16 protein-coding genes and 1 tRNA gene are annotated in these 19,095 nt (G+C 68.7%); 13 read left to right on the top strand and 4 right to left on the bottom strand.

All coding sequences use genetic code 11. From position 1 onward, the window contains the following. The first annotated feature begins 163 nt into the window (after positions 1–163). Positions 164–1,297, top strand: a complete 1,134-nt coding sequence (locus AMK58_RS26895) for a c-type cytochrome (RefSeq protein ID WP_035682437.1) — start codon at positions 164–166, stop codon at positions 1,295–1,297. A 186-nt stretch (positions 1,298–1,483) separates the two neighbouring features. Next, positions 1,484–2,080: a PDC sensor domain-containing protein gene (locus tag AMK58_RS26890; RefSeq protein ID WP_035682435.1), complete on the top strand. Its 597-nt coding sequence runs from the start codon at positions 1,484–1,486 to the stop codon at positions 2,078–2,080. Positions 2,081–2,135: 55 nt separating this feature from the next. Here AMK58_RS26890 and AMK58_RS26885 read toward each other — a convergent pair whose 3' ends face one another. Both AMK58_RS26885 and AMK58_RS26880 read right to left on the bottom strand, forming a co-directional pair. Then, a complete protein-coding gene (locus AMK58_RS26885) occupies positions 2,136–4,199 on the bottom strand; it encodes a putative bifunctional diguanylate cyclase/phosphodiesterase (RefSeq protein WP_059399677.1) in 2,064 nt (687 codons plus the stop codon). A 339-nt stretch (positions 4,200–4,538) separates the two neighbouring features. Then, a complete protein-coding gene (locus AMK58_RS26880; RefSeq protein WP_035682430.1) occupies positions 4,539–4,721 on the bottom strand; it encodes a zinc-finger domain-containing protein in 183 nt (60 codons plus the stop codon). Positions 4,722–4,902: 181 nt separating this feature from the next. Here AMK58_RS26880 and AMK58_RS26875 point away from each other — a divergent pair, with 181 nt between their 5' ends. From AMK58_RS26875 to AMK58_RS26865, 3 genes are all read left to right on the top strand, one after another. Next, positions 4,903–5,916, top strand: a complete 1,014-nt coding sequence (locus AMK58_RS26875) for an ABC transporter ATP-binding protein (protein WP_051140930.1) — start codon at positions 4,903–4,905, stop codon at positions 5,914–5,916. Between the two features lie 13 nt (positions 5,917–5,929). Next, entirely contained in the window at positions 5,930–6,907 is a 978-nt protein-coding gene (locus AMK58_RS26870; protein ID WP_079285643.1) for an alpha/beta fold hydrolase, read from the top strand. Between the two features lie 96 nt (positions 6,908–7,003). Further along, positions 7,004–7,080 (top strand) — tRNA-Arg (locus AMK58_RS26865). Between the two features lie 61 nt (positions 7,081–7,141). On the opposite strand, the gene AMK58_RS26860 is transcribed toward AMK58_RS26865, so the two are convergent. Beyond that, positions 7,142–7,675 (bottom strand): hypothetical protein, encoded by a 534-nt coding sequence (locus AMK58_RS26860; RefSeq protein WP_059399675.1) that lies wholly within the window; start codon positions 7,673–7,675, stop codon positions 7,142–7,144. A gap of 152 nt (positions 7,676–7,827) precedes the next feature. Here AMK58_RS26860 and AMK58_RS26855 point away from each other — a divergent pair, with 152 nt between their 5' ends. The 7 genes from AMK58_RS26855 to AMK58_RS26825 all read left to right on the top strand — a co-directional run bounded on the left by AMK58_RS26855 (position 7,828) and on the right by AMK58_RS26825 (position 17,592). Beyond that, a complete protein-coding gene (locus tag AMK58_RS26855; RefSeq protein ID WP_035675336.1) occupies positions 7,828–8,490 on the top strand; it encodes a DUF6766 family protein in 663 nt (220 codons plus the stop codon). A 100-nt stretch (positions 8,491–8,590) separates the two neighbouring features. Further along, positions 8,591–11,497 carry a DNA polymerase I gene (gene polA, locus AMK58_RS26850; RefSeq protein WP_059399674.1) on the top strand — a complete coding sequence of 969 codons (2,907 nt, stop codon included), beginning with the start codon at positions 8,591–8,593 and terminating at the stop codon, positions 11,495–11,497. Between the two features lie 137 nt (positions 11,498–11,634). Next, on the top strand, positions 11,635–12,048 hold the full coding sequence (locus tag AMK58_RS26845) for a DUF2946 domain-containing protein (RefSeq protein ID WP_035675343.1): 414 nt from the start codon (positions 11,635–11,637) through the stop codon (positions 12,046–12,048). Between the two features lie 214 nt (positions 12,049–12,262). Then, positions 12,263–14,500 (top strand): TonB-dependent receptor, encoded by a 2,238-nt coding sequence (locus AMK58_RS26840; protein WP_059399673.1) that lies wholly within the window; start codon positions 12,263–12,265, stop codon positions 14,498–14,500. Between the two features lie 28 nt (positions 14,501–14,528). Further along, positions 14,529–15,335, top strand: coding sequence for an energy transducer TonB family protein (locus AMK58_RS26835; protein WP_051140929.1), 807 nt, complete (start codon positions 14,529–14,531; stop codon positions 15,333–15,335). Positions 15,336–15,453: 118 nt separating this feature from the next. Beyond that, entirely contained in the window at positions 15,454–16,554 is a 1,101-nt protein-coding gene (ychF, locus tag AMK58_RS26830; protein ID WP_014199815.1) for a redox-regulated ATPase YchF, read from the top strand. A 201-nt stretch (positions 16,555–16,755) separates the two neighbouring features. After that, positions 16,756–17,592 carry a putative bifunctional diguanylate cyclase/phosphodiesterase gene (locus AMK58_RS26825; RefSeq protein WP_035682417.1) on the top strand — a complete coding sequence of 279 codons (837 nt, stop codon included), beginning with the start codon at positions 16,756–16,758 and terminating at the stop codon, positions 17,590–17,592. On the opposite strand, the gene AMK58_RS26820 is transcribed toward AMK58_RS26825, so the two are convergent. Then, positions 17,555–18,016: an NUDIX hydrolase gene (locus AMK58_RS26820; protein ID WP_035682415.1), complete on the bottom strand. Its 462-nt coding sequence runs from the start codon at positions 18,014–18,016 to the stop codon at positions 17,555–17,557. The two genes, AMK58_RS26825 and AMK58_RS26820, sit on opposite strands and share 38 nt — an antisense overlap. Positions 18,017–18,120: 104 nt before the next feature. Here AMK58_RS26820 and AMK58_RS26815 point away from each other — a divergent pair, with 104 nt between their 5' ends. Then, complete coding sequence (locus AMK58_RS26815; protein ID WP_059399734.1) at positions 18,121–19,056, top strand: LysR family transcriptional regulator; 936 nt, start codon at positions 18,121–18,123, stop codon at positions 19,054–19,056. Positions 19,057–19,095: the final 39 nt, after the last annotated feature.

Below are 19,095 nucleotides of genomic sequence, written 5' to 3'. Positions count from 1 at the left end.
ACCTGCGGTCCATGCACCCCCCTCGCGGCGTTGGCCCGCGGCGGCGGGCGTCGTCGTTGCACGGCTAAACTCACGGCAAGGCCGCAGGTTCCGCCGGAACTTCGGTCATCGGGGGAGCATTCATTCGGGGACGAACACTCACAACCGGCGGAGCGTCCCATCCATGCGCAGAGTTCTGACGATCATCGGGCTGGTTCTGGGCGCCCAAGCGGTGGGGGGCTTCCTGTTCGCCTGGTCGGGGCTCTACAGCATCGCCGCCAGCAAGGAGCATTGGCCGCCGGTCCACTGGTTCTTCAGCATGGCGATGCGCAGCTCCATCGAGACGCACGCCGCCTTCGTGAGCGATCCGCCCGACCTTGACGACCCGGCGCTGATCCGGCGCGGCGCCGGCCATTACGAGGATGGCTGCGCCCCTTGCCATGGCGCGCCGGACGTCGGGCGCAATCCGATCTCGCGCCACATGCTGCCCACCCCGCCCTTCCTGCCGGGCCATGCCGGGGACTGGACGGACAAGCAGCTCTACTGGATCACCTACAACGGCATCAAATACGCCGGCATGCCCGCCTGGCCGGCGCAGGCGCGCGACGACGAACCGTGGGCGGTGGCCGCCTTCCTGCGCCGGCTCGACGGCATGAGCGCCGAGGAATACCGCCGTCTGGCCTTCGGGGAGACGCAGCCGGACGGCGACCGCTCGGCCCTGAGTGACTTGGCGATGCTGGACGGCTCCACCCGCGAGGTTCTGGACAATTGCGCCCGCTGCCACGGCTATGACGGCGCCGGCGCCGGGGACAGCGCCGCCGCCTTCCCCCGGCTGTCCGGCCAGAACGCCGAGTATCTCTTCCACGCGCTGAAGGCCTACGCCGAGGGCGGGCGGCACAGCGGCATCATGCAGCCGGTGGCGGCCGGGCTCGACGAATCGATTCTGCGTGGCCTCGCCGACCATTATGCGGAGCAGACAGCACCCTACCCGCCCCCGCCCGCCGACGCCGATCCGGCCCTGCTGGAACTGGGCGCGCGATTGGCCGAGTCCGGCGACCGCGCCACGGGGGTTCCGGCCTGCTCCGGCTGCCACGGTGAGGACCGCGACCCGCGCTATCCCCACCTCGACGGGCAGCACGCAAGCTACATCGCCGACCAGCTCCGCCTCTGGCAGAAGGACGCACACGGCGACACGCCGCTGTCCCGGATCATGGCCGCCGCGGTGCGCAACCTGACGGAGGAGCAGATCCGCGCCCTGTCGCTGCACTACGCGCTGAGCCGCCCACGGGAGACGGCAGACGCGGAGGGAGAGCGCTGAACCCTGCCCCTCGATCAGGCGCCGCCCATTCAAGCGCAACAATGGTTAGTTTTACTGATTTTCCGTCTCACGGAATAATTCACGCATTCCTCTGACAGGCGGGATGAAGCGGGACCTATGGTTTTGCGCCCACGGAGCACAGGCCGCGAAGGCAGCCCGCGGGCGGATCAATCATGGGAGGAACCGATGTCCAAACGCTTTTCCCTGCTGCTGTCCACCGCGGCGGTTCTGACGATGCTCGGCACGCTGCCGGCCTACGCCGCCGATCCCGCCCTGGAAGCCAACGTCCGCAAGACGGTGAGCCCGCAGACCCAGACCTGGCTCGCCGACCCGGCGGTCGTCGACGCCGTCAAGGCCCAGAACGCTCAGAACAAGGCCCTCGACCAGGCCAAGATCGACGCCATGGACAATGACTGGAAAGCGGCGGCCAAGGCCAAGTCCGCCAACCCCACCTACGACAAGATCGCCGCCAACGCCGTGACCAAGCGCCTGAAGGAGGTGACGGACAAGAGCAACGGACGGATCGTGGAAATCCTGCTGATGGACAACCGCGGCCTGAACGTTGCCCAGACCGGCGGCACCTCCGACTACTGGCAGGGCGACGAGCCGAAGTGGCAGAAGGTCTACAGCGGCGGCTCCGACCTCTACATGACCGACCCCGAGAAGGACGCCGAGACGAACGCCATGCTGACCGAGGTCAGCGTTCCCGTGCTCGATCCCGCCAGCAAGGAGAAGATCGGCGTGGCGATGATCGTGCTCGACACCAACAAGCTCGGCAACTGACGGGGCGCGGCTTCCCGCCGGCCCGCCCCCGCCGGGCTGCCATTGGGAAGCCGCCCTACCCGGCGTTCTCCACCAGGAAGCGCTCGAAGGCGTCCACATCCAGCGGGCGGCTGATCAGGAAGCCCTGGATGCGCGTGCAGCGCTGGCGGCGCAGCATGTCCGCCTGCTCCTCCGTCTCCACCCCCTCGGCGATGGTGTCGAAGCCCAGGCTGTCGGCCAGATTCACGATGGTGTTGACGATGGCCGGGTCGGTGGCCGACTGCACGATGTCGCGGACGAAGCTGCGGTCGATCTTCAACGTGTTGATCGGGAACCGCTTCAGATAGGCCAGCGAGGAGTAGCCGGTCCCGAAATCGTCGATGGACAGGCGGATGCCGATCCCTTTCAGCCCGTGCAGGATGGTCACCGCCTTCTCGATGTCGCCGATCATGGCGCCCTCGGTCAGCTCCAGCTCCAGCCGTTCCGGCGGGACGCCACTGCGGTCCACCACGTCGCGGACGAAATTCACCAGGCGCGCGTCCTGGAACTGGCGCGGCGACAGGTTGACCGACACCGACGCGATGTCCAGCCCCGCCGCCAGCCAGCCGGCCAGACGGCCGCAGGCCTCCCTCAGGGTCCAGGCGCCGATCTCCCAGATCAGGCCGGTTTCCTCGGCCAGCGGGATGAACTCCGCCGGGCTGACGAGGCCGCGGACCGGGTGGCGCCAGCGGATCAGCGCCTCCGCCCCGATCACCCGGTGATAGCCGCGGTGCGGCATGTCCACCTTGGGCTGGAAATGCAGCTCGAACTCCTCGCCGGTCGCGGCGGCGCGGCGCAGGTCGCTTTCCAGCCCCAGCGTGAAGCCTGTGCGCTCCCGCATGCCCGCCTCGTAGAAGACGAACTTGCACTCCGGGTTGCGCTTGGCGTGGTACATGGCGAGGTCGGCGTTGCGCAGGAGCTGGTCCGCCGTCTCGCCGTCGTCGGGGAAGAAGGCGACGCCGATCGAGGCGCCGCAGAAGAGTTCCTGGTTGTGGACGGCGAAGGGCTCGCCCATCGAATAGAGCACCTTCTCGACCAGCCGGGCGCCGGAGGCGCGGTCCATCGCGTCGGGCGCCACGATCAGGAATTCGTCGCCGCCCAGCCGGCCCACCGTGTCGGACACGCGGGTGCAGTTGCGCAGCCGCTTGGCCACCAGCTTCAGCAGGTCGTCGCCGGCGTGGTGGCCCAGCGTGTCGTTGACCTGCTTGAAACGGTTGAGGTCGAGGAAGGCCACGGCGACCTTGGTGCGCATGCGCTGGGCGCGCACGATGGCCTCCTCCAGCCGTTCGCAGACCAGCCAGCGGTTGGGCAGGTCGGTCAGCCGGTCGAAGCTGGCCTGATAGCGGATCTGGTGTTCCTGGTACTTGCGCTGGCTGATGTCGGCGAGCGTCAGCACGTAATGCTCCAGCGCCCCGCCCGGCGCACGCACCGCCGTGACCGACAGCGAGGCCGCGAAGGCGTCGCCGGAATGGCGGAAGCTTGTCACCTCGCCCTGCCAGCGCCCTTCGGTGCGGGCGGTGCGCCAGATGTCCTCGATGAAGGCGCGCTCGTGCGAGCCGGGGGCGAAGATCACCAGCGGGCGGTGGAGAAGCTCCTCGCGCTGGAAGTCGGTCATCACCTCGTAGGCCGGGTTGACCGCCTGCACCGACAGGTCGGGGTCCACGATCAGGATGCCGTCGGCCACGCTGTCGAAGACGGTGGCGAGCAGGCGGATCTTCTCCTCGTGCTGCTTGCGCTCCGTGATGTCCTGGACGGTGCCTTCGTAATAGCGGATGCGGCCCTGCGGATCGCGCACGCAGCGGGCGTTCTCCGAGATCCAGATGATCGAGCCGTCGTTGCGGAAGACCCGCGCCTCGAAGCTCTGCACCACGTCGCGCTCGGCCATCAGGCGGGCGAAGGCCTCGCGCTTGCCGGGATCGACGTAGAGCTGGCCGGCGATGTCCGTCAGGTTGTCGATCAGGTCGGCCGGCGACCGGTAGCCGTAGATCCGGGCCAGCGCCGGGTTGACCCGCAGATAACGCCCGTCCACCGTGGTCTGGTAAATGCCTTCGACCGCGTTCTCGAAAATACTTCTGTATTGCTCTTCCGTCTCTTGGCTCATGGACCGGGTCTCATCTGGCGCGAGAGCGTTGGCCTCAGGAAAAAGCATGCGGAGGACCTGAGCGGGCAATTGCGATGGACGCCTCTTTTGCGCCGCAAAAAAGTAGAAGGCGGATCGCGACGCGCGTCAAGGCGGTTCGTTTTATATTTTTCACAATTGCAACAAAAGAGGCATATGACCGATCCCGCCCGGACGTTGCATCGCCACAGCGCCGGGTGGCGGAAAGGCCACAGAATCGCCCTGAACCACCGGTTCGGCCCATCGGCAAACAAAAAGGGCCGGATCGCTCCGGCCCTTGCTGCGCGCGGGATTTCCGCCCTGTAAGAGGCGCCGCCGGGCTCAGTGCCCGTGCGTGCCCGTCTTGGCGCCTTCCTTCAGGACGAAGTGACGCGAGCAGTAGGGGCATTCGACCTTCCCCTCGGCGCTCAGCGTCAGATAGACCAGCGGGTGGCCGAGCGCGCCGCCGCCACCGTCGCATCCGACGGTCAGGGTCTCGACTTCAATCGTTTCAATTGGCTGCATGGCAGACATCCTCCACTTTGACACACGCGCGCGTTAACGCCATCGTTAAGATGCCCACCGAATGAGGCACGCGCGCGGGGTCGGATCATACCCAACGCGCCGGACGGATCAAGTGATTGGACAGTGATCGCCCCCGGGGATTCGGACTCGGAGGCACGACCGGAAAGGCCCTTTCGATTCCATGGTTGCGCACGCCCCGCTGAACGCCGCCGCCCTGCCCGCCCACGCCGTCCCCGCCTACGCCGTGGAGGTGCGCGGCCTCACCAAGACCTACCAAGCTTCCGGAAAGACCGGCCCGAAACAGGCTCTTAAAGGCATCGACCTGGCGATTCCGCGCGGGGCGGTGTTCGGGCTGCTGGGGCCGAACGGGGCGGGCAAGTCCACGCTCATCAATATCATGGCGGGGCTGGTCAACAAGACCGGCGGCACGGTGTCGATCTGGGGAACCGACATCGACGCCCATCCGCGCCAGGCGCGGGCGTCGATTGGCGTGGTCCCCCAGGAACTGAACATGGACCCTTTTTTCACCCCGCGGGAAATGCTGGAGCTTCAGGCCGGCCTCTACGGCGTGCCCAAGGCCGAGCGCCGGACCGAAGAGCTGCTGGAGGCCGTCGGGTTGCGCGACAAGGCCGATGCCTACGCCCGGTCGCTGTCGGGCGGCATGAAGCGGCGGCTGATGGTGGCGAAGGCGATGGTGCACACCCCACCCGTCCTGGTGCTGGACGAACCGACCGCCGGCGTGGACGTGGAACTGCGCATCCAGCTGTGGGAGCATGTGCGCAAGCTGAACCGCGAGGGCTCGACGGTGCTGCTGACCACCCACTATCTGGAGGAGGCGCAGGAGTTGTGCGACTCCATCGCCATCATCAACCACGGCACGGTGGTGGCCTGCGAGCCGACCGCCACTCTGCTCCGCCGGGTGGACGCCAAGGCGCTGACCGTTCTGGTTGACCGCGATCTGGACGCCGTGCCGGCCGAACTGTCCGCCTTCACCGCCGAACTGGCCGAGCCGCGGCGCCTGGTCGTCCGCTACCAGCCGAGCCGCCAGCGGGTCGACGGCATCCTCGCCGCGCTGGCCGGGGCGGGGCTGGGGGTGGTCGATCTCAGCACCGAGGAATCGGACCTGGAGGACATCTTCCTGCAACTGACCGGCGGCGCGCACGCCCGGAAGGAGATCGCGCACGATGCGGCGTAGGGCGGCCGGCCGGATGGCGAAACTGATCGTCGGGATCGGCCTTCTGCTGTCCGGCTGCACCGCGGCCTATCAGCCGATGGGCTTGCCCGTTACCCAGCCGGCCCTGACCGACAGCGCCCTGATCGCCGCCGACGGCTTCGAATTGCCGCTGCGGCGCTGGCTGCCCGAGGGCGGGGCGCCGCAAGCGGTGGTTCTGGCCCTGCACGGCTACAACGACTACTCCAACGCCTTCGACGGGGCCGGGCGCAGCCTCGCCGCGCGGGGAATCGCCGTCTACGCCTACGACCAGCGCGGCTTCGGCGCCACGCGGAACACCGGCATCTGGCCGGGCACCGACACGCTGGTGGCCGATCTGAAGGCGGCGGTGTCCCAGATCCACGCCCGCCACCCCGGCCTGCCGGTCTATCTGATGGGCGAGAGCATGGGCGGTGCCGTGGTGCTGGCGGCGATGACCAGCGCGACTCCGCCCGCCGTGAACGGCACGATTTTGGTCGCCCCCGCCGTCTGGGGCCGCGACGCGATGGGCTTCTTCCCAAGGGCGCTGCTCTGGCTCAGCTACAACACGGTCCCTGGGATGGTGGTGCACCCGCCAAAGGATTTGAAGATCCAAGCGTCCGACAACATCGAAATGCTGCGCGCCCTGGGCCGCGACCCGTTGGTCATCAAGGGCTCCCGCGTCGATGCGCTGGAGGGACTGACCGACCTGATGGGCACGGCCCTGGCCGCCTGCGGGCATTTGAAGGTGCCGTCCCTGGTGCTCTACGGCGCCCACGAGGAGGTCCTGCCGAAGACGCCGGTCAACAGAGCGGTCGAGGAGTTCGGGTCCGGCGGACGGCATGTCGTGGCGGTGTATCCCGACGGCTGGCACATGCTGCTGCGCGACCTGAAGGGTCAGGTGGTGGTCAACGACATCGCCGCCTGGATCGAGAACCCCAAGCAGCCCCTGGCGAGCGGCGCCGACCGCAACCGCAGCCTCCTGGCCGCGAAATAGGCGCGGATGGGCGGCCCCGGCGGGGGGTGAAAAAATGTCGAAAGGAGTGTTTGCACTGTGCGAGGCTTTTCGCTATGGTGCGCCTCCGCTGATGAAGGACCCGTAGCTCAGCTGGATAGAGCGCTGCCCTCCGAAGGCAGAGGCCGATGGTTCGAATCCATTCGGGTCCGCCAGCGATTTCAAAGGCTTAGCCGCAGTGCGGGCTAGGCCTTTTTTATTTGCATCCCGGTATCGCTATGCCAGCTCCCGGACAGCAGGGGAATGCTCGTGAGCGCCCGCCACCGGCTCCTCACCGACCCGGCTTTGGCCTCCCCCTCCCATCAAATACGCGGCCGTAACGCCCGTCACCCCTCCCCACACCACATGGGCGGCCAGCATCAGGCCGTTGCGGGCGCTCGGATGGCGCGTCGCGGGGGTCAGGATGCCCATCGCCGGAATCCACCCCAGATAGCTGGCGCCCCAGACCGCGAGGCCATAGCCGATCCCCGTCACCACCGCCGGTCCGCCGATCCGGCGCGCAGCCGCCGGATACAGCGCTCCGGCGGCCGCGCCGTAGCCGTAATGCAGCGCCAGCGTCAGGTCGCGGCGCTCCGGTTCGTCCATCGCGTCCATCACACCGGTCGAGCCGACGACGCGGTCCGTAATCAGGCGCGGCGGCAAGGGGTAACGATCCTTTTCCGGCAGGGCGCGGAACATGGCGCGCATGGCCGCCGTCATGGCGACAGTGCCAGCCAGTCCGGCGATGGCTCCGGCGACAGGGTGGTTCATGGGAAATGGACCAAAGGTTGTTGTGTGGAGCCTCCAATCAACAAGACTCCGTCTTTCAAGGTTCCTGGCGAGACTTCGGGAGGGCGGGGAAACCTCCTGCTTGGCCAAGCGTTGATGGACCAGGGCGTGACATCCGAATCAAGGTGCACCTCATGCGTCGCTTCCTGCGGGACAACGGGTTGTCGGTCGCCTTGTTCGGGCTGTTCCTCGTCTCGATCGTCGGACAGGTCTTGGCGGGATGGCGCGCCCTGGCGGAGGAGCTTCGCCTCCACACCCAGCCGCCCGTCGGCTTCCTCGACTATCTGACGACCGGCCATTTCCTGTCGGCGACCTTCGAGAACTGGGAGAGCGAGTTTCTCCAGATGTCGGTCTATGTGCTGCTGACCGCCATCCTGATCCAGAAGGGCTCGTCGGAATCCAAGAAGCCGGGGAAGGCCAACCCGGAGGATGAGGCGCCCGAGCGGCGGCGCGGCGACCCCGACGCGCCCTGGCCGGTGCACCGGGGCGGCCTGCTGCTGCGTCTCTACTCCCACTCGCTCAGCATCGCTCTGGTGACGCTGTTCGTGATGTCCTTCGCCCTTCATCTGGCGGGCAGCACGCGGCGCTCGAACGAAGAGGCGGCGTGGCACCATCAGCCCATCCGGACCATGGGCGAAACCCTCGCCGATCCGGAATTCTGGTACGAGAGCTTCCAGAACTGGCAAAGCGAATTTTTGTCCATGGGCGTTCTGATCGTGCTCGGCATCTACTTGCGCGAACGCGGCTCACCCGAATCCAAGCCGGTCGCCGCCCCGAACCGCGAAACCGGCGACTGAGAGTCCGGCCCTCCACGGCAGGCCTTTTCGGGGGCGTCGGGCGCTCGACTCTCGGGCCGCCTTCGGCCATGGTAACGCCCCAAAGGGAAGAGGCCGCATCATGTCCGACGAAAAGACCACCGACACGCTCCAGACCGCCACCGAAGCCCCCGCACCCGCCGGGGACGGCAGCGGCCTGTATCTGGTGGACGGGTCGGGCTTCATCTTCCGGGCCTTCCACGCCCTGCCGATGCTGAACCGTCCGGACGGCACGCCGGTGAACGCGGTGCTGGGCTTCTCCAACATGCTGCTGAAGCTGCTGGCCGACCTGAAGGCGTCCGCCGTGGCGGTGGTCTTCGATTCCAAGCGGCTGAACTTCCGCAACGAGTTCTATCCCGAATACAAGGCCCACCGCCCCGAGCCGCCGGAGGAGTTGAAGCCCCAGTTCGCCCTGATCCGTGAGGCGACGGAGGCCTTCTGCCTGCCCTGCCTGGAGCTGGAGGGCTATGAGGCCGACGACCTGATCGCCACCTACGCGCGGCTGGCCAACGAGGCCGGGCGCGAGGTCACCATCGTGTCGTCCGACAAGGACATGATGCAGCTCGTCCGCCCCGGCGTGCGCATGCTCGACCCGCTGAAGAACAAGCCCATCGGCCCCGACGAGGTGTTCGAGAAGTTCGGCGTTGCCCCCGACCGGGTGGTGGACGTGCAGGCGCTGGCCGGCGACAGCGTGGACAACGTGCCGGGCGTGCCAGGCATCGGCGTGAAGACCGCCGCCCAGCTCATCACCGAGTACGGCGACCTGGAATCGCTGCTAGCCCGCGCCGGCGAGATCAAGCAGCCGGCCCGCCGCCAGAAGCTGATCGACTTCGCGGAGCAGGCGCGGATCTCCCGCCGCCTCGTCCTGCTGGACGATCACGCCCCGCCGCCGAAGCCGCTGGAGGAGCTGCGCGTCCGCGAGCCCGACCACCAGAAGCTGATCGACTTCCTGCGCGCCCAGGGCTTCCGCACCATCGTCAGCCGCGTCGAGGCGGAGATGCGCAAGGACGGCACCATCGCCGACGGCGCGGTCCCCTCCGCCACGCCGTCCGCCGGCCCGGCCAAGACCGCCGCCCCCTCCCCTGCCCTGGCGGCGGAGGCCGGCGCCCCGCGCAGCCGCCCCGCTCCGCCCACCGACGTCGAGCAGCGCTACGAGCTGGTGCAGGACCTCAACGCCCTGGCCGTCTGGCTCGAGCGCGCCCGTACCACCGGCGTCCTGGCCGTGGACACCGAGACCAACTCGCTGACCCCCGCCACGGCGACGCTGGTCGGCATCTCGTTGGCGACCGAGCCGGGGCTGGCCTGCTACATCCCCCTGGCCCATCAGGCCCCCAACGCCGCGGCCAGCGGGGAGCTGTCCTTCGAGACGCCGGAAGCGCCGAAGCAGATCCCGGCGGAGGACGCGCTGAAAGCGCTTCAGGTGGTTCTGGAGGACCCGGCGATCCTGAAGATCGGCCACAATTTCAAGTTCGACCACCAGCTCTTCGCCCGCCACGGCGTGCGCGTATCGCCGATCGACGACAGCATGCTGATCTCCTACGTGCTGGAGGGCGGCGCCCACGGCCACGGCATGGACGAGTTGGCGGAGTTGCACCTCGCCCACACGACCATCCCTTACAAGGAGGTCTGCGGCACCGGGAAGAACCAGATCACCTTCGACCGCGTGCCGCTGGACAAGGCGCTGGCCTACGCCGCGGAGGACGCCGACATCACGCTGCGCCTGTGGCGGGTGCTGAAGCCGCGGCTGGTCGACGAGCGGATGGTCACCGTCTACGAGACGCTGGAACGCCCGCTGGTCCCGGTGATCGCCGACATGGAATCCTGCGGCATCCGCGTGGACCGGGCGGCGCTGGCCCGCCTGTCCCAGGACCTCGCCGTCCGCATGGCGGAGATCGAGAAGGAGGTCCACCAGCACGCCGGGCGCAGCTTCAACATCGGCTCGCCCAAGCAGCTCGGCGAAATCCTGTTCGACGAAATGAAGCTGGGGACCGGCAAGAAGGGCAAGACCGGCGCCTACTCCACCGATTCCAGCGTGCTGGAGGAGCTGGCGGAGCAGGGCCACGTCATCGCCCAGCGCGTGCTCGACTGGCGCCAGCTCGCCAAGCTGAAGAATACCTACACCGACGCGCTCCAGGCCCAGATCGTCGAGGGGTCGGAGCGGGTGCACACCGCCTTCGCCATGGCGGCGACCAACACCGGCCGCCTCTCCTCGACCGACCCGAACCTGCAGAACATCCCGGTCCGCACCGAGGAGGGCCGCAAGATCCGCCGCGCCTTCGTCGCGGCGCCGGGGCACAAGCTGATCTCCATCGACTATTCGCAGATCGAGCTGCGGCTGGTCGCCGAGATGGCCGACATCGCCGCGCTGAAACAGGCCTTCCAGGACGGCATCGACATTCACGCCGCCACCGCCAGCCAGGTCTTCGGCGTGCCGCTGGACCAGATGACTTCGGAGATCCGGCGCAAGGCCAAGGCGATCAACTTCGGCATCATCTACGGCATTTCCGGCTTCGGGCTGGGCCGCCAGCTCGGCATCGCGCCGGGCGAGGCCAACGCCTTCATCAAGGCCTATTTCGAGCGCTTCCACGAGCTGAAGGTGTGGATGGAGGCGACCAAGGCCTTCGCCCGCCAGAACGGCCATGTGGTGACTCTGTTCGGGCGGCGCTGCTACATCCCCGGCATCCACGACAAGAACGCCGCCCGCCGCGCCTTCGCGGAACGGCAGGCGATCAACGCGCCGATCCAGGGCACCGCCGCCGACATCATGAAGCGCGCCATGGCCCGCGTGCCCGGCGCCCTGAAGGAAGCCGGCTTCGACGAAGTCCGCATGCTGCTCCAGGTTCACGACGAACTGCTGTTCGAGGCGCCGGAGGATCAGGCCGAGCGCGCCTCCGCACTGGTGCGCGCGGTGATGGAAGGCGCCGCCACGCTCGGCGTGCCGCTGGTGGCGGAGGCCGGCATCGGCGGCAATTGGGACGAGGCGCATTGAGGAGCCGCCCGTCCCTGACCGGCAGACGGGCAACGGGCAGGCAACCACCGGGACGGGGCTGCGGCCATTGCGCGCTTGTGCATTCGGCCTAGCCCGTCTAGCTTAAATCCCTATTCAAGATGGGGAAGAACCGGGATATGCCGGCCGGATTTCGGAGCATCGGACGCAGGCTGGGCCGCGCCGCCGTGATGGTGGGCGGGGTCGCTTTGCTTCTGCAGCTTCTCGGCTGGGCCTTCCTGGTTCCGGTGGCCAACGCCACGACCGGCGAAACGGTCATGATCTGCACGCCGCAGGGCATGGCGTCCATCACCCTCCCCGACGGCCCTCCGCCTGAGTCGCTGCTTCCGGACGGCAAGCCCACGCTGTCCATGGGTGAGGACTGCCCGGTCTGCGGGCTGGTCGCCGGCCTCACCGCGCCGCCGCCGCTTCTGACCGTGGTGCTGCCGGTCTCCGTCGTCGCCCACAGTTCCATCGGGCTGCCCGGCCAGCACATCGCCGCCGGCTGGTTCCTGTCGCGGCTGAAGGCCCGAGCACCCCCGGCCCTAGTCTGACCACCCTCGGCATGCGCCTTGTGATCGCCGCCTCCGGCTGTTGAGCCCGGCGGCGCGGCCCTCCCGGCTGTGCCCACCCCATCCCTCGCGCCAGCCTCCGCATCGCAACCCGCCGGTTCCGATCCTATGCGCCGATTGTCGCGCGGATCGACGGCCGGGCGGGACGGCAAGGCTGCGCCGATCTTCCCTCGTCCGATTCGAGAACGAGCGCCCGATGATTCGTCTGCCCACCGCCGCGTCCGCGGCGAACGCCCCCCGCTTGTCCAACCGCCTTCTCGCCTCCACCGCCCTGCTGACGGCAATCCTTGCCGCGCTGAGCGCACTGCCGGCCCAAGCCCAGCCCCCGCATGCCCTGCCCGCCGTCCCGGTCGAGACGGAGACCGCGCCGGCCGCCACGGCACCGGAGAAGGGCCTGTCCCGGCCGCTCGGCGCCGGCACGCTCGACGCCGCCGGGATCGCCAGCCGCAAGCTCGCCAGCCCGGACGCCGCGGCGCTGCTGCGCAGCCTGCCGGGCGTGTCGCTCTACAGCGCGGGCGGCTTCTCCAGCCTGCCGGCGCTGAACGGTCTGGCCGACGACCGCGTGCGCGTCCAGGTCGACGGCATGCCGATGACCGCCGCCTGCGCCAACCACATGAACGCGCCGCTGTCCTACGCCGATCCCGCCGTCATCGGCGCCATCGAGGCCATCGCCGGCGTCACCCCGGTCAGCAAAGGCGGCGACAGCATCGCCGGCACCGTCTCGGTGATCAGCAAACCCGCCGTCTACGCTCAGCCCAGCGAACCGATCCACGGCGAGGGCATCCTGTCCACCGTCTACCGCTCGAACGGCAACGGCACCACCCTGTCCGGCACCGCCACCGCGGCGACCGAGCGGTTCAGCCTGCGCTACACCGGCGCCTGGAGCCGGGCGGACGACTATGAGAACGGCAACGGGGACAAGGTCCGCTCCACCCTTTACAACGTGCAGAACCACGCGCTGTCGGCCAGCGCGCGCAAGGACGGGCACGAGATCACCCTGTCCGGCGGCTATCAGTATTCGCCCTACTCCGGCTTCGCAAACCAGCGCATGGACATGACGCTGAACCGCGGCACCACCCTGAACGGCCATTACAAGGGCGAATTCGACTGGGGCACGCTGGACGGCCGGGCCTTCTGGCAGCGCACCGTTCACGCCATGAACTTCCTGCACGACAAGGGCGGCGCCGACCGCGGCGGCATGCCGATGAACACGGACTCGCACGAGATGGGCTACGCCGTCTCGGCGGAGGTGCCGCTGTCGGCGCAGGACACGCTGCGCGTCGGCAACGAGCTGGTCCGCTACCGCATCGACGACTGGTGGCCGCCGGTCGCCGGGGCGGCGATGATGTCGCCGCTGACCTTCGTGAACCTGAACGACGCGCGGCGCGACCGGCTGGGCACCTTCGCCGAGTGGGAGAAGCGCTGGACACCGGCCTGGACCTCGCTGCTCGGCGTGCGCAACGACGTGGTGTGGATGGAGAACGGGCCGGTCCAGCCCTACTCCTGGGCCAACACGATCGGCATGGGCATGATGGGCATGGCGAACCCGGACGCTGCGGCGGCGCAGGCCTTCAACCGCGGTGACCGCTCCAAGACCGACGTGAACATGGACGCCACCGCCCTGCTCCGCTTCGCGCCGTCCGCGTCGGAACGCTATGAGCTGGGCTTCGCCCGCAAGACCCGCTCGCCCAACCTGTACGAGCGGTTCGCCTGGGGCACCGGGGGCATGTCCTCCACGATGATCGGCTGGTACGGCGACGCCAACGGCTATGTCGGCAACCCGGACCTCAAGCCGGAAACCGCCTACACGGTCGGCGCCACCGCCGCTTGGCAGGACGCCGAGGCCAAGCGCTGGTCGGTCAAGCTCACGCCCTATTATTCGCACGTCGAGAACTTCATCGACGCCGACCGCATCGGCACCTTGTCAAACGGCTTCGTCCAGCTGCGCTTCGCCAACCACACGGCGGAGTTGTACGGCATCAACGCCGAAGGCCGCAGCATCGTCCACCAGAACGAGCGGCTGGGCGAGTTCACGGTGGGCGCCGTGGTCAGCTACGTCCGCGGCCGCAACCTCGACACCGGGCGCGACCTCTATCACATCATGCCGCTGAACGGGACGATCGACCTCGGCCACCGGCTGGGCGACTGGAGCAGCGTCCTGGAGTTCCAGATGGTCGGGCGCAAGTCTTTGGTCGACTCCGCGCGGAACGAGCCGGAAACCCCCAGCTACGCCCTGGTCAACCTGCGCACCAGCTACGTCTGGGGCAATCTGCGCGCCGACGTCGGGATCGAGAACCTGTTCGACGCCCAGTATTACCTGCCGCTGGGCGGCGTCGATTACGGCGATTTCCGCGCCAACGGCAGCCGCCAGCCGATCGGCGCGCTGGCCGGCATGGGGCGGTCCTTCACCCTCGGCTTGACCATGGCGTTCTGATGGAGGCCGGCTGACGAGGCCCCCCGCCTTGCGCGCGATCCGCCTGCATGGGCGTCCCCAGCCGGCCCGCCGGCCGCTGGGGGCGCTCGCCCTGTCCGGGACGCTGCACGCCGGCGTCCTGGCCGTCCTCCTGTCCGCCGCCGGCGCGGCCCCCGGCACGGTCGCGGAGGAGACCGGCGCCGTCAGCCTCAACGACACCATAACGCCGGTGATCGAGGTGATGCTGGTGGCGTCCGAGGCGGACAGCGGCCCGCCACCGGCAGCGGCCGCCGCACCTGAGAGCGAGCCGCAGCCGGAACCGATCACGGAACTGGCCACGGAACCCGAGCCGGAGGTGGCGCCCGAACCGGTGCCCCCGATGGGGGAGCCAACCCCGGAACCCGCACCGGAACCGTCCCCTCCCCCGCCGCCCAAGCCGTTGCCGAAGCCGAAGCCGCCCGTCAAGGCGGCGCCGAAACCGCAGATGGCACCGGGCCCAAGCCCATCACCGACGCCATCCGCCGAAACCGGAACCGGTCGCAACGCGGCGGCGGCGGTCGAGCCGGTCTCCGCGAGCCGGGGCGCGATGGTGGATTACGGGGCGCAGGTCTGGGCCTGGATCGGGCGGCACAAGCCGGAGAAGGTGGTCGGCGGCGGGCAGGCCACCGTCAAGCTGACCCTCGGCACGGCGGGCGAGGTGCTCGACGCCACCATCCTCACGTCGAGCGGCGACGAGGCGCTGGACCGCGCCGCCCTGGCCGCAGTGCGCAAGGCGTCTCCCTTCCCCACCCCGCCGCCCGGCCTGACGGCGCAGGACCGTGTCTTCTCCGTGCCCTTCCTGTTCCGCCCGCGGTGACTCCCGCGCGCCGGACGCGGCGGTCAACCCTGCCCACCCCCACTTCCCGTTTGCGCTTTGCGGCTCCACGTAGGATAAAGCGCCCCAATTCCCGAGATTTCCGACGGCGAGCACCCCCATGGGCTTCAATTGCGGCATCGTCGGCCTGCCGAACGTCGGCAAGTCGACCCTGTTCAACGCGCTGACCGCCACCCAGGCGGCCGAGGCGGCGAACTTCCCCTTCTGCACCAAGGAGCCGAACGTCGGCCGCGTCGGCGTGCCCGACCCGCGGCTGGACAAGCTGGCGGCCATCGCCAAGTCGCAGAAGATCATCCCGACCCAGCTCGAATTCGTCGACATCGCCGGCCTGATCCGCGGCGCCTCGAAGGGCGAAGGTCTGGGCAACCAGTTCCTCGCCAACATCCGCGAGGTGGACGCCATCGTCCACGTCCTGCGCTGCTTCGAGGACGACGACGTCACCCATGTGGAAGGCAACGTCGATCCCCTGCGCGACGCCGAGGTGGTCGAGACGGAGCTGATGCTCGCCGACATGGAGAGCCTGGAGCGCCAGCTCACCAGCCTCCAGAAGAAAGCCAAGGGCGGCGACAAGGACTCCAAGATCAAGGCCGATCTGATGGAGCGCGCGCTAAAGGTCCTCCAGGACGGTAAGCCCGCCCGCGTCGTCGAGGTCAGCGAGGAGGAGAAGCCGGTCTTCAAGCAGTTCATGCTGCTGACCGCCAAGCCGGTCCTCTACGTCTGCAACGTCGAGGAGGCCTCAGCGGCCACCGGCAACAGCCTGACCGCCAAGGTCGCCGAGAAGGCCAAGGCCGAGAACGCCGGCATGGTCGTCATCTCCGCCGCCATCGAGGCGGAGGTCGCCCAGCTCTCCGACGCCGCCGAGAAGCAGGAGTTCCTGGAATCCCTCGGGCTGGAGGAGACCGGCCTCAACAAGCTGATCCGCGCCGGCTTCCAGCTTCTCGACCTCATCACCTTCTTCACCGTCGGCCCGAAAGAGGCCCGCGCCTGGACCGTGCGCCGCGGCGCCAAGGCCCCGGAAGCGGCGGGCGTCATCCACACCGATTTCGAGCGCGGCTTCATCCGGGCCGAGACCATCGACTTCGACAGCTACGTCACGCTGGGCGGCGAGCAGGGCGCCAAGGACAACGGCAAGATGCGTCAGGAAGGCAAGGAATACGTCGTCAACGACGGCGACATCTTCCATTTCCGCTTCAACGTCTGATGGCAAATCCGTTAACCCCTTCCCCTCCATGAGGGAGAAGGGGTTAACGCTTCCCAATCTTATCACCACCGCAAATTCCGTTAACTCTTTCGTAAAACTGGAAAAACCGCTTAAATACCCCTGAGATATGGTTAACAAGCCTCGTTTCGGCTGTTAAGTCCACTGGAGTGGGCGACAACCGAGGGCCGGACCGGAGGGGATATGGCGGTGAACCAGAACGCGACCGTCGCGCCGGGTGCCATCGCGCCGGGTGCCGGGACCTTCTCCGACCGCGTCCGCGACGCCATCCGGCACGGCGAGTTGCGCCTCGCCTTCCAGCCGCAGGCCGACACCCACAGCGGGCGGCTGACCGGGTTCGAGGCGCTGTCGCGCTGGCGGCTCGACGATGGCACGGTAATCCCGCCCGACGTCTTCATTCCGATGGCGGAAACCAGCGACGCCATCCACATCCTGGGCGAATGGACGGTGCGCCGCGCCTGCGAAACCGCCGCGGGCTGGATGCAGGACGGCATCGCCGACGTGCCGGTGGCGGTGAACCTGTCGGCACAGCAGTTGGAAGACCCCGGCTTCGCCCGCACCGTTCTGGGCATCCTCGCCGAAACCGGCCTGCCCGCCGCCAACCTGAAGCTGGAGCTGACCGAAACCGCCCTGTTCGAGCACAGCGAGTCCTCGCGCGAGGTGCTGACGCAACTGCGCGGCGCCGGGGTGCGGCTGGTTCTCGACGATTTCGGGACGGGCTATTCCTCGCTGTCCCTGCTGCGCCGCGTGCCGGTGGAGGCGCTGAAGATCGACAAGCACTTCACCCAGGCGATGGTCCAGGACCGCGACGCCGCCGCCATCGTGCGGGCGATCATCGACCTCGCCCACGCGCTGGGGATGCAGGCGATCGCCGAGGGGGTGGAGACCAACGAGGAGCTTCTCTACCTGCGCGCCTACCGCTGCGACCGCATCCAGGGCTATCTGCTGGCCAAGCCCCTGGACACGGCGCAGGTTCCAGACTTCATCCGGCGGCTCGCCGCGACGCCGACAGGCGGATGACCCGCTCCGTCTCGTCCCATTCGGTCAGCTCCGCGGCCTCGTCGATGGTGGCCCAGCGGGCCTCCAGCGCGTCGTCGGCGCAGACCGCCTCGCCCTCCGGGCTCTCCGCCGCCACCTCGACGATGGTGTAGTGGTAGTGGACGGCCCCGGTGTCGTCGAGCGTCATGGCGTCCACCACCGTGACCACCTCCGTCGGCACGACGTGCAGGCCGGTTTCCTCCAGCACCTCGCGCACCGCCGTCTCGAACACCGTCTCGCCCACCGACTGGGCGCCGCCGGGCAGGCTCCACTGCCCCATCCGCGGCGGACGGCCCCGGCGGATCAGCAGGACCCGGTCGCCGCGCCACACCACGGCGCCCACCCCCACCCAGGGACGGTCGGGATACTCGCGGCCGGAACGGTCTGCGGAAGGTGTGGTGGACATGGTTGCTCCTCGTTGCGCTTGACCCGACGCTAACCCAGGGGGACAGTCGGATACCAGTGGCCAAGAGGCCGCCCCCCTCGGACACCGCCGCCCCGGACGCCGCCATGAAGCTCAACGAGATCCGCACCTTCGTCGCCGTGGCCGAAGCCCAATCGGTGCAGGAGGCCGCGCACCGGCTGGGGCTGACCCAGTCCGCCGTCTCGCGCCTGATCCAGCGGCTGGAGGCGGAGCTCGGCGTGTCCCTGTTCGACCGCCAGACCAAGCCGCTGGCCCTGACCCGCGACGGCGAGATGGCGCTGGCCCACGCGCACCGGGTGCTGAAGGCGGCGGACGAGCTGTCGGACGCCTTCGCCGGGGCGGCCCAGCCGCAGGGGCTGCTGCGGCTGGGGGTGGCCCATGTGCTGACCGCCATCGCCGCGCACCATCCGCTGGACCGGCTGCGCGCCGCCTTCCCCGGCCTGACCGTCCGCCTGCATTCGGACTGGAGCACGCCGCTGGTCGAGCAGGTGCGCAACGGCACGCTGGACGGCGCGCTGGTGCTGACCCACGATGCCCAGACGCCGCCGGACGACCTGGACGCTGTCTGCATCTCGCGCGAGCCCGTGCGGGTCGTCGCGTCCGCCGAGTTGGCCGGGCAGCGGGACTGGACGCTGCCGGCGATGAACGCCGTGGGTTGGGTGCTTCAGCCCGAAGGCTGCCAGTACCGGACCGCCATGGGCCGCGCGATGGCGCAGCACGGCCCGGCGCTGAACGTCACGGTGGAGGGATTCGACCAGTCGCTTCTGCTGTCGCTGGTCGCCCGCGGCGTCGGATTCGGGTTGGCGCCGCTGCGGCTGATCGCCCCGACCCTGCACGCCGCGCAGGTGCGGCCGCTGGAGACCCCGGACTTCGCGCTGACCGTCGCGGTGTGGCTGCTCCGCGGCCGCTTCACCGGGCGCATCGGCCCCGTCTTCGACGTGCTGGAGGACAGTCTGCTGGACCTGCTGCCCCCGGCGGAAGAGGCGCCTCTGCCGCTGCCCTGCCATTCCGCGGCCGAATAACCTTCTTTCCCATTGTGAATTTGAAGCACGCCCGGCGCA

The sequence above is a fragment of the Azospirillum brasilense genome (assembly GCF_001315015.1).
Taxonomy (GTDB): Bacteria; Pseudomonadota; Alphaproteobacteria; order Azospirillales; family Azospirillaceae; genus Azospirillum; species Azospirillum brasilense.
The sequence above is the reverse complement of the archived record's forward strand: the minus strand, read 5'-3'. Positions and strand labels throughout refer to the sequence as shown.

Excerpts from the sequence above, each read along its gene's own strand:
- AMK58_RS26895 (WP_035682437.1), top strand. The coding sequence starts at position 164 with ATGCGCAGAGTTCTGACGATCATCGGGCTGGTTCTGGGCGCCCAAGCG.
- AMK58_RS26890 (WP_035682435.1), top strand. The coding sequence starts at position 1,484 with ATGTCCAAACGCTTTTCCCTGCTGCTGTCCACCGCGGCGGTTCTGACG.
- AMK58_RS26885 (WP_059399677.1), bottom strand. The coding sequence starts at position 4,199 with ATGAGCCAAGAGACGGAAGAGCAATACAGAAGTATTTTCGAGAACGCG.
- AMK58_RS26880 (WP_035682430.1), bottom strand. The coding sequence starts at position 4,721 with ATGCAGCCAATTGAAACGATTGAAGTCGAGACCCTGACCGTCGGATGC.
- AMK58_RS26875 (WP_051140930.1), top strand. The coding sequence starts at position 4,903 with ATGGTTGCGCACGCCCCGCTGAACGCCGCCGCCCTGCCCGCCCACGCC.
- AMK58_RS26870 (WP_079285643.1), top strand. The coding sequence starts at position 5,930 with ATGGCGAAACTGATCGTCGGGATCGGCCTTCTGCTGTCCGGCTGCACC.
- AMK58_RS26860 (WP_059399675.1), bottom strand. The coding sequence starts at position 7,675 with ATGAACCACCCTGTCGCCGGAGCCATCGCCGGACTGGCTGGCACTGTC.
- AMK58_RS26855 (WP_035675336.1), top strand. The coding sequence starts at position 7,828 with ATGCGTCGCTTCCTGCGGGACAACGGGTTGTCGGTCGCCTTGTTCGGG.
- polA (WP_059399674.1), top strand. The coding sequence starts at position 8,591 with ATGTCCGACGAAAAGACCACCGACACGCTCCAGACCGCCACCGAAGCC.
- AMK58_RS26845 (WP_035675343.1), top strand. The coding sequence starts at position 11,635 with ATGCCGGCCGGATTTCGGAGCATCGGACGCAGGCTGGGCCGCGCCGCC.
- AMK58_RS26840 (WP_059399673.1), top strand. The coding sequence starts at position 12,263 with ATGATTCGTCTGCCCACCGCCGCGTCCGCGGCGAACGCCCCCCGCTTG.
- ychF (WP_014199815.1), top strand. The coding sequence starts at position 15,454 with ATGGGCTTCAATTGCGGCATCGTCGGCCTGCCGAACGTCGGCAAGTCG.
- AMK58_RS26825 (WP_035682417.1), top strand. The coding sequence starts at position 16,756 with ATGGCGGTGAACCAGAACGCGACCGTCGCGCCGGGTGCCATCGCGCCG.
- AMK58_RS26820 (WP_035682415.1), bottom strand. The coding sequence starts at position 18,016 with ATGTCCACCACACCTTCCGCAGACCGTTCCGGCCGCGAGTATCCCGAC.
- AMK58_RS26815 (WP_059399734.1), top strand. The coding sequence starts at position 18,121 with ATGAAGCTCAACGAGATCCGCACCTTCGTCGCCGTGGCCGAAGCCCAA.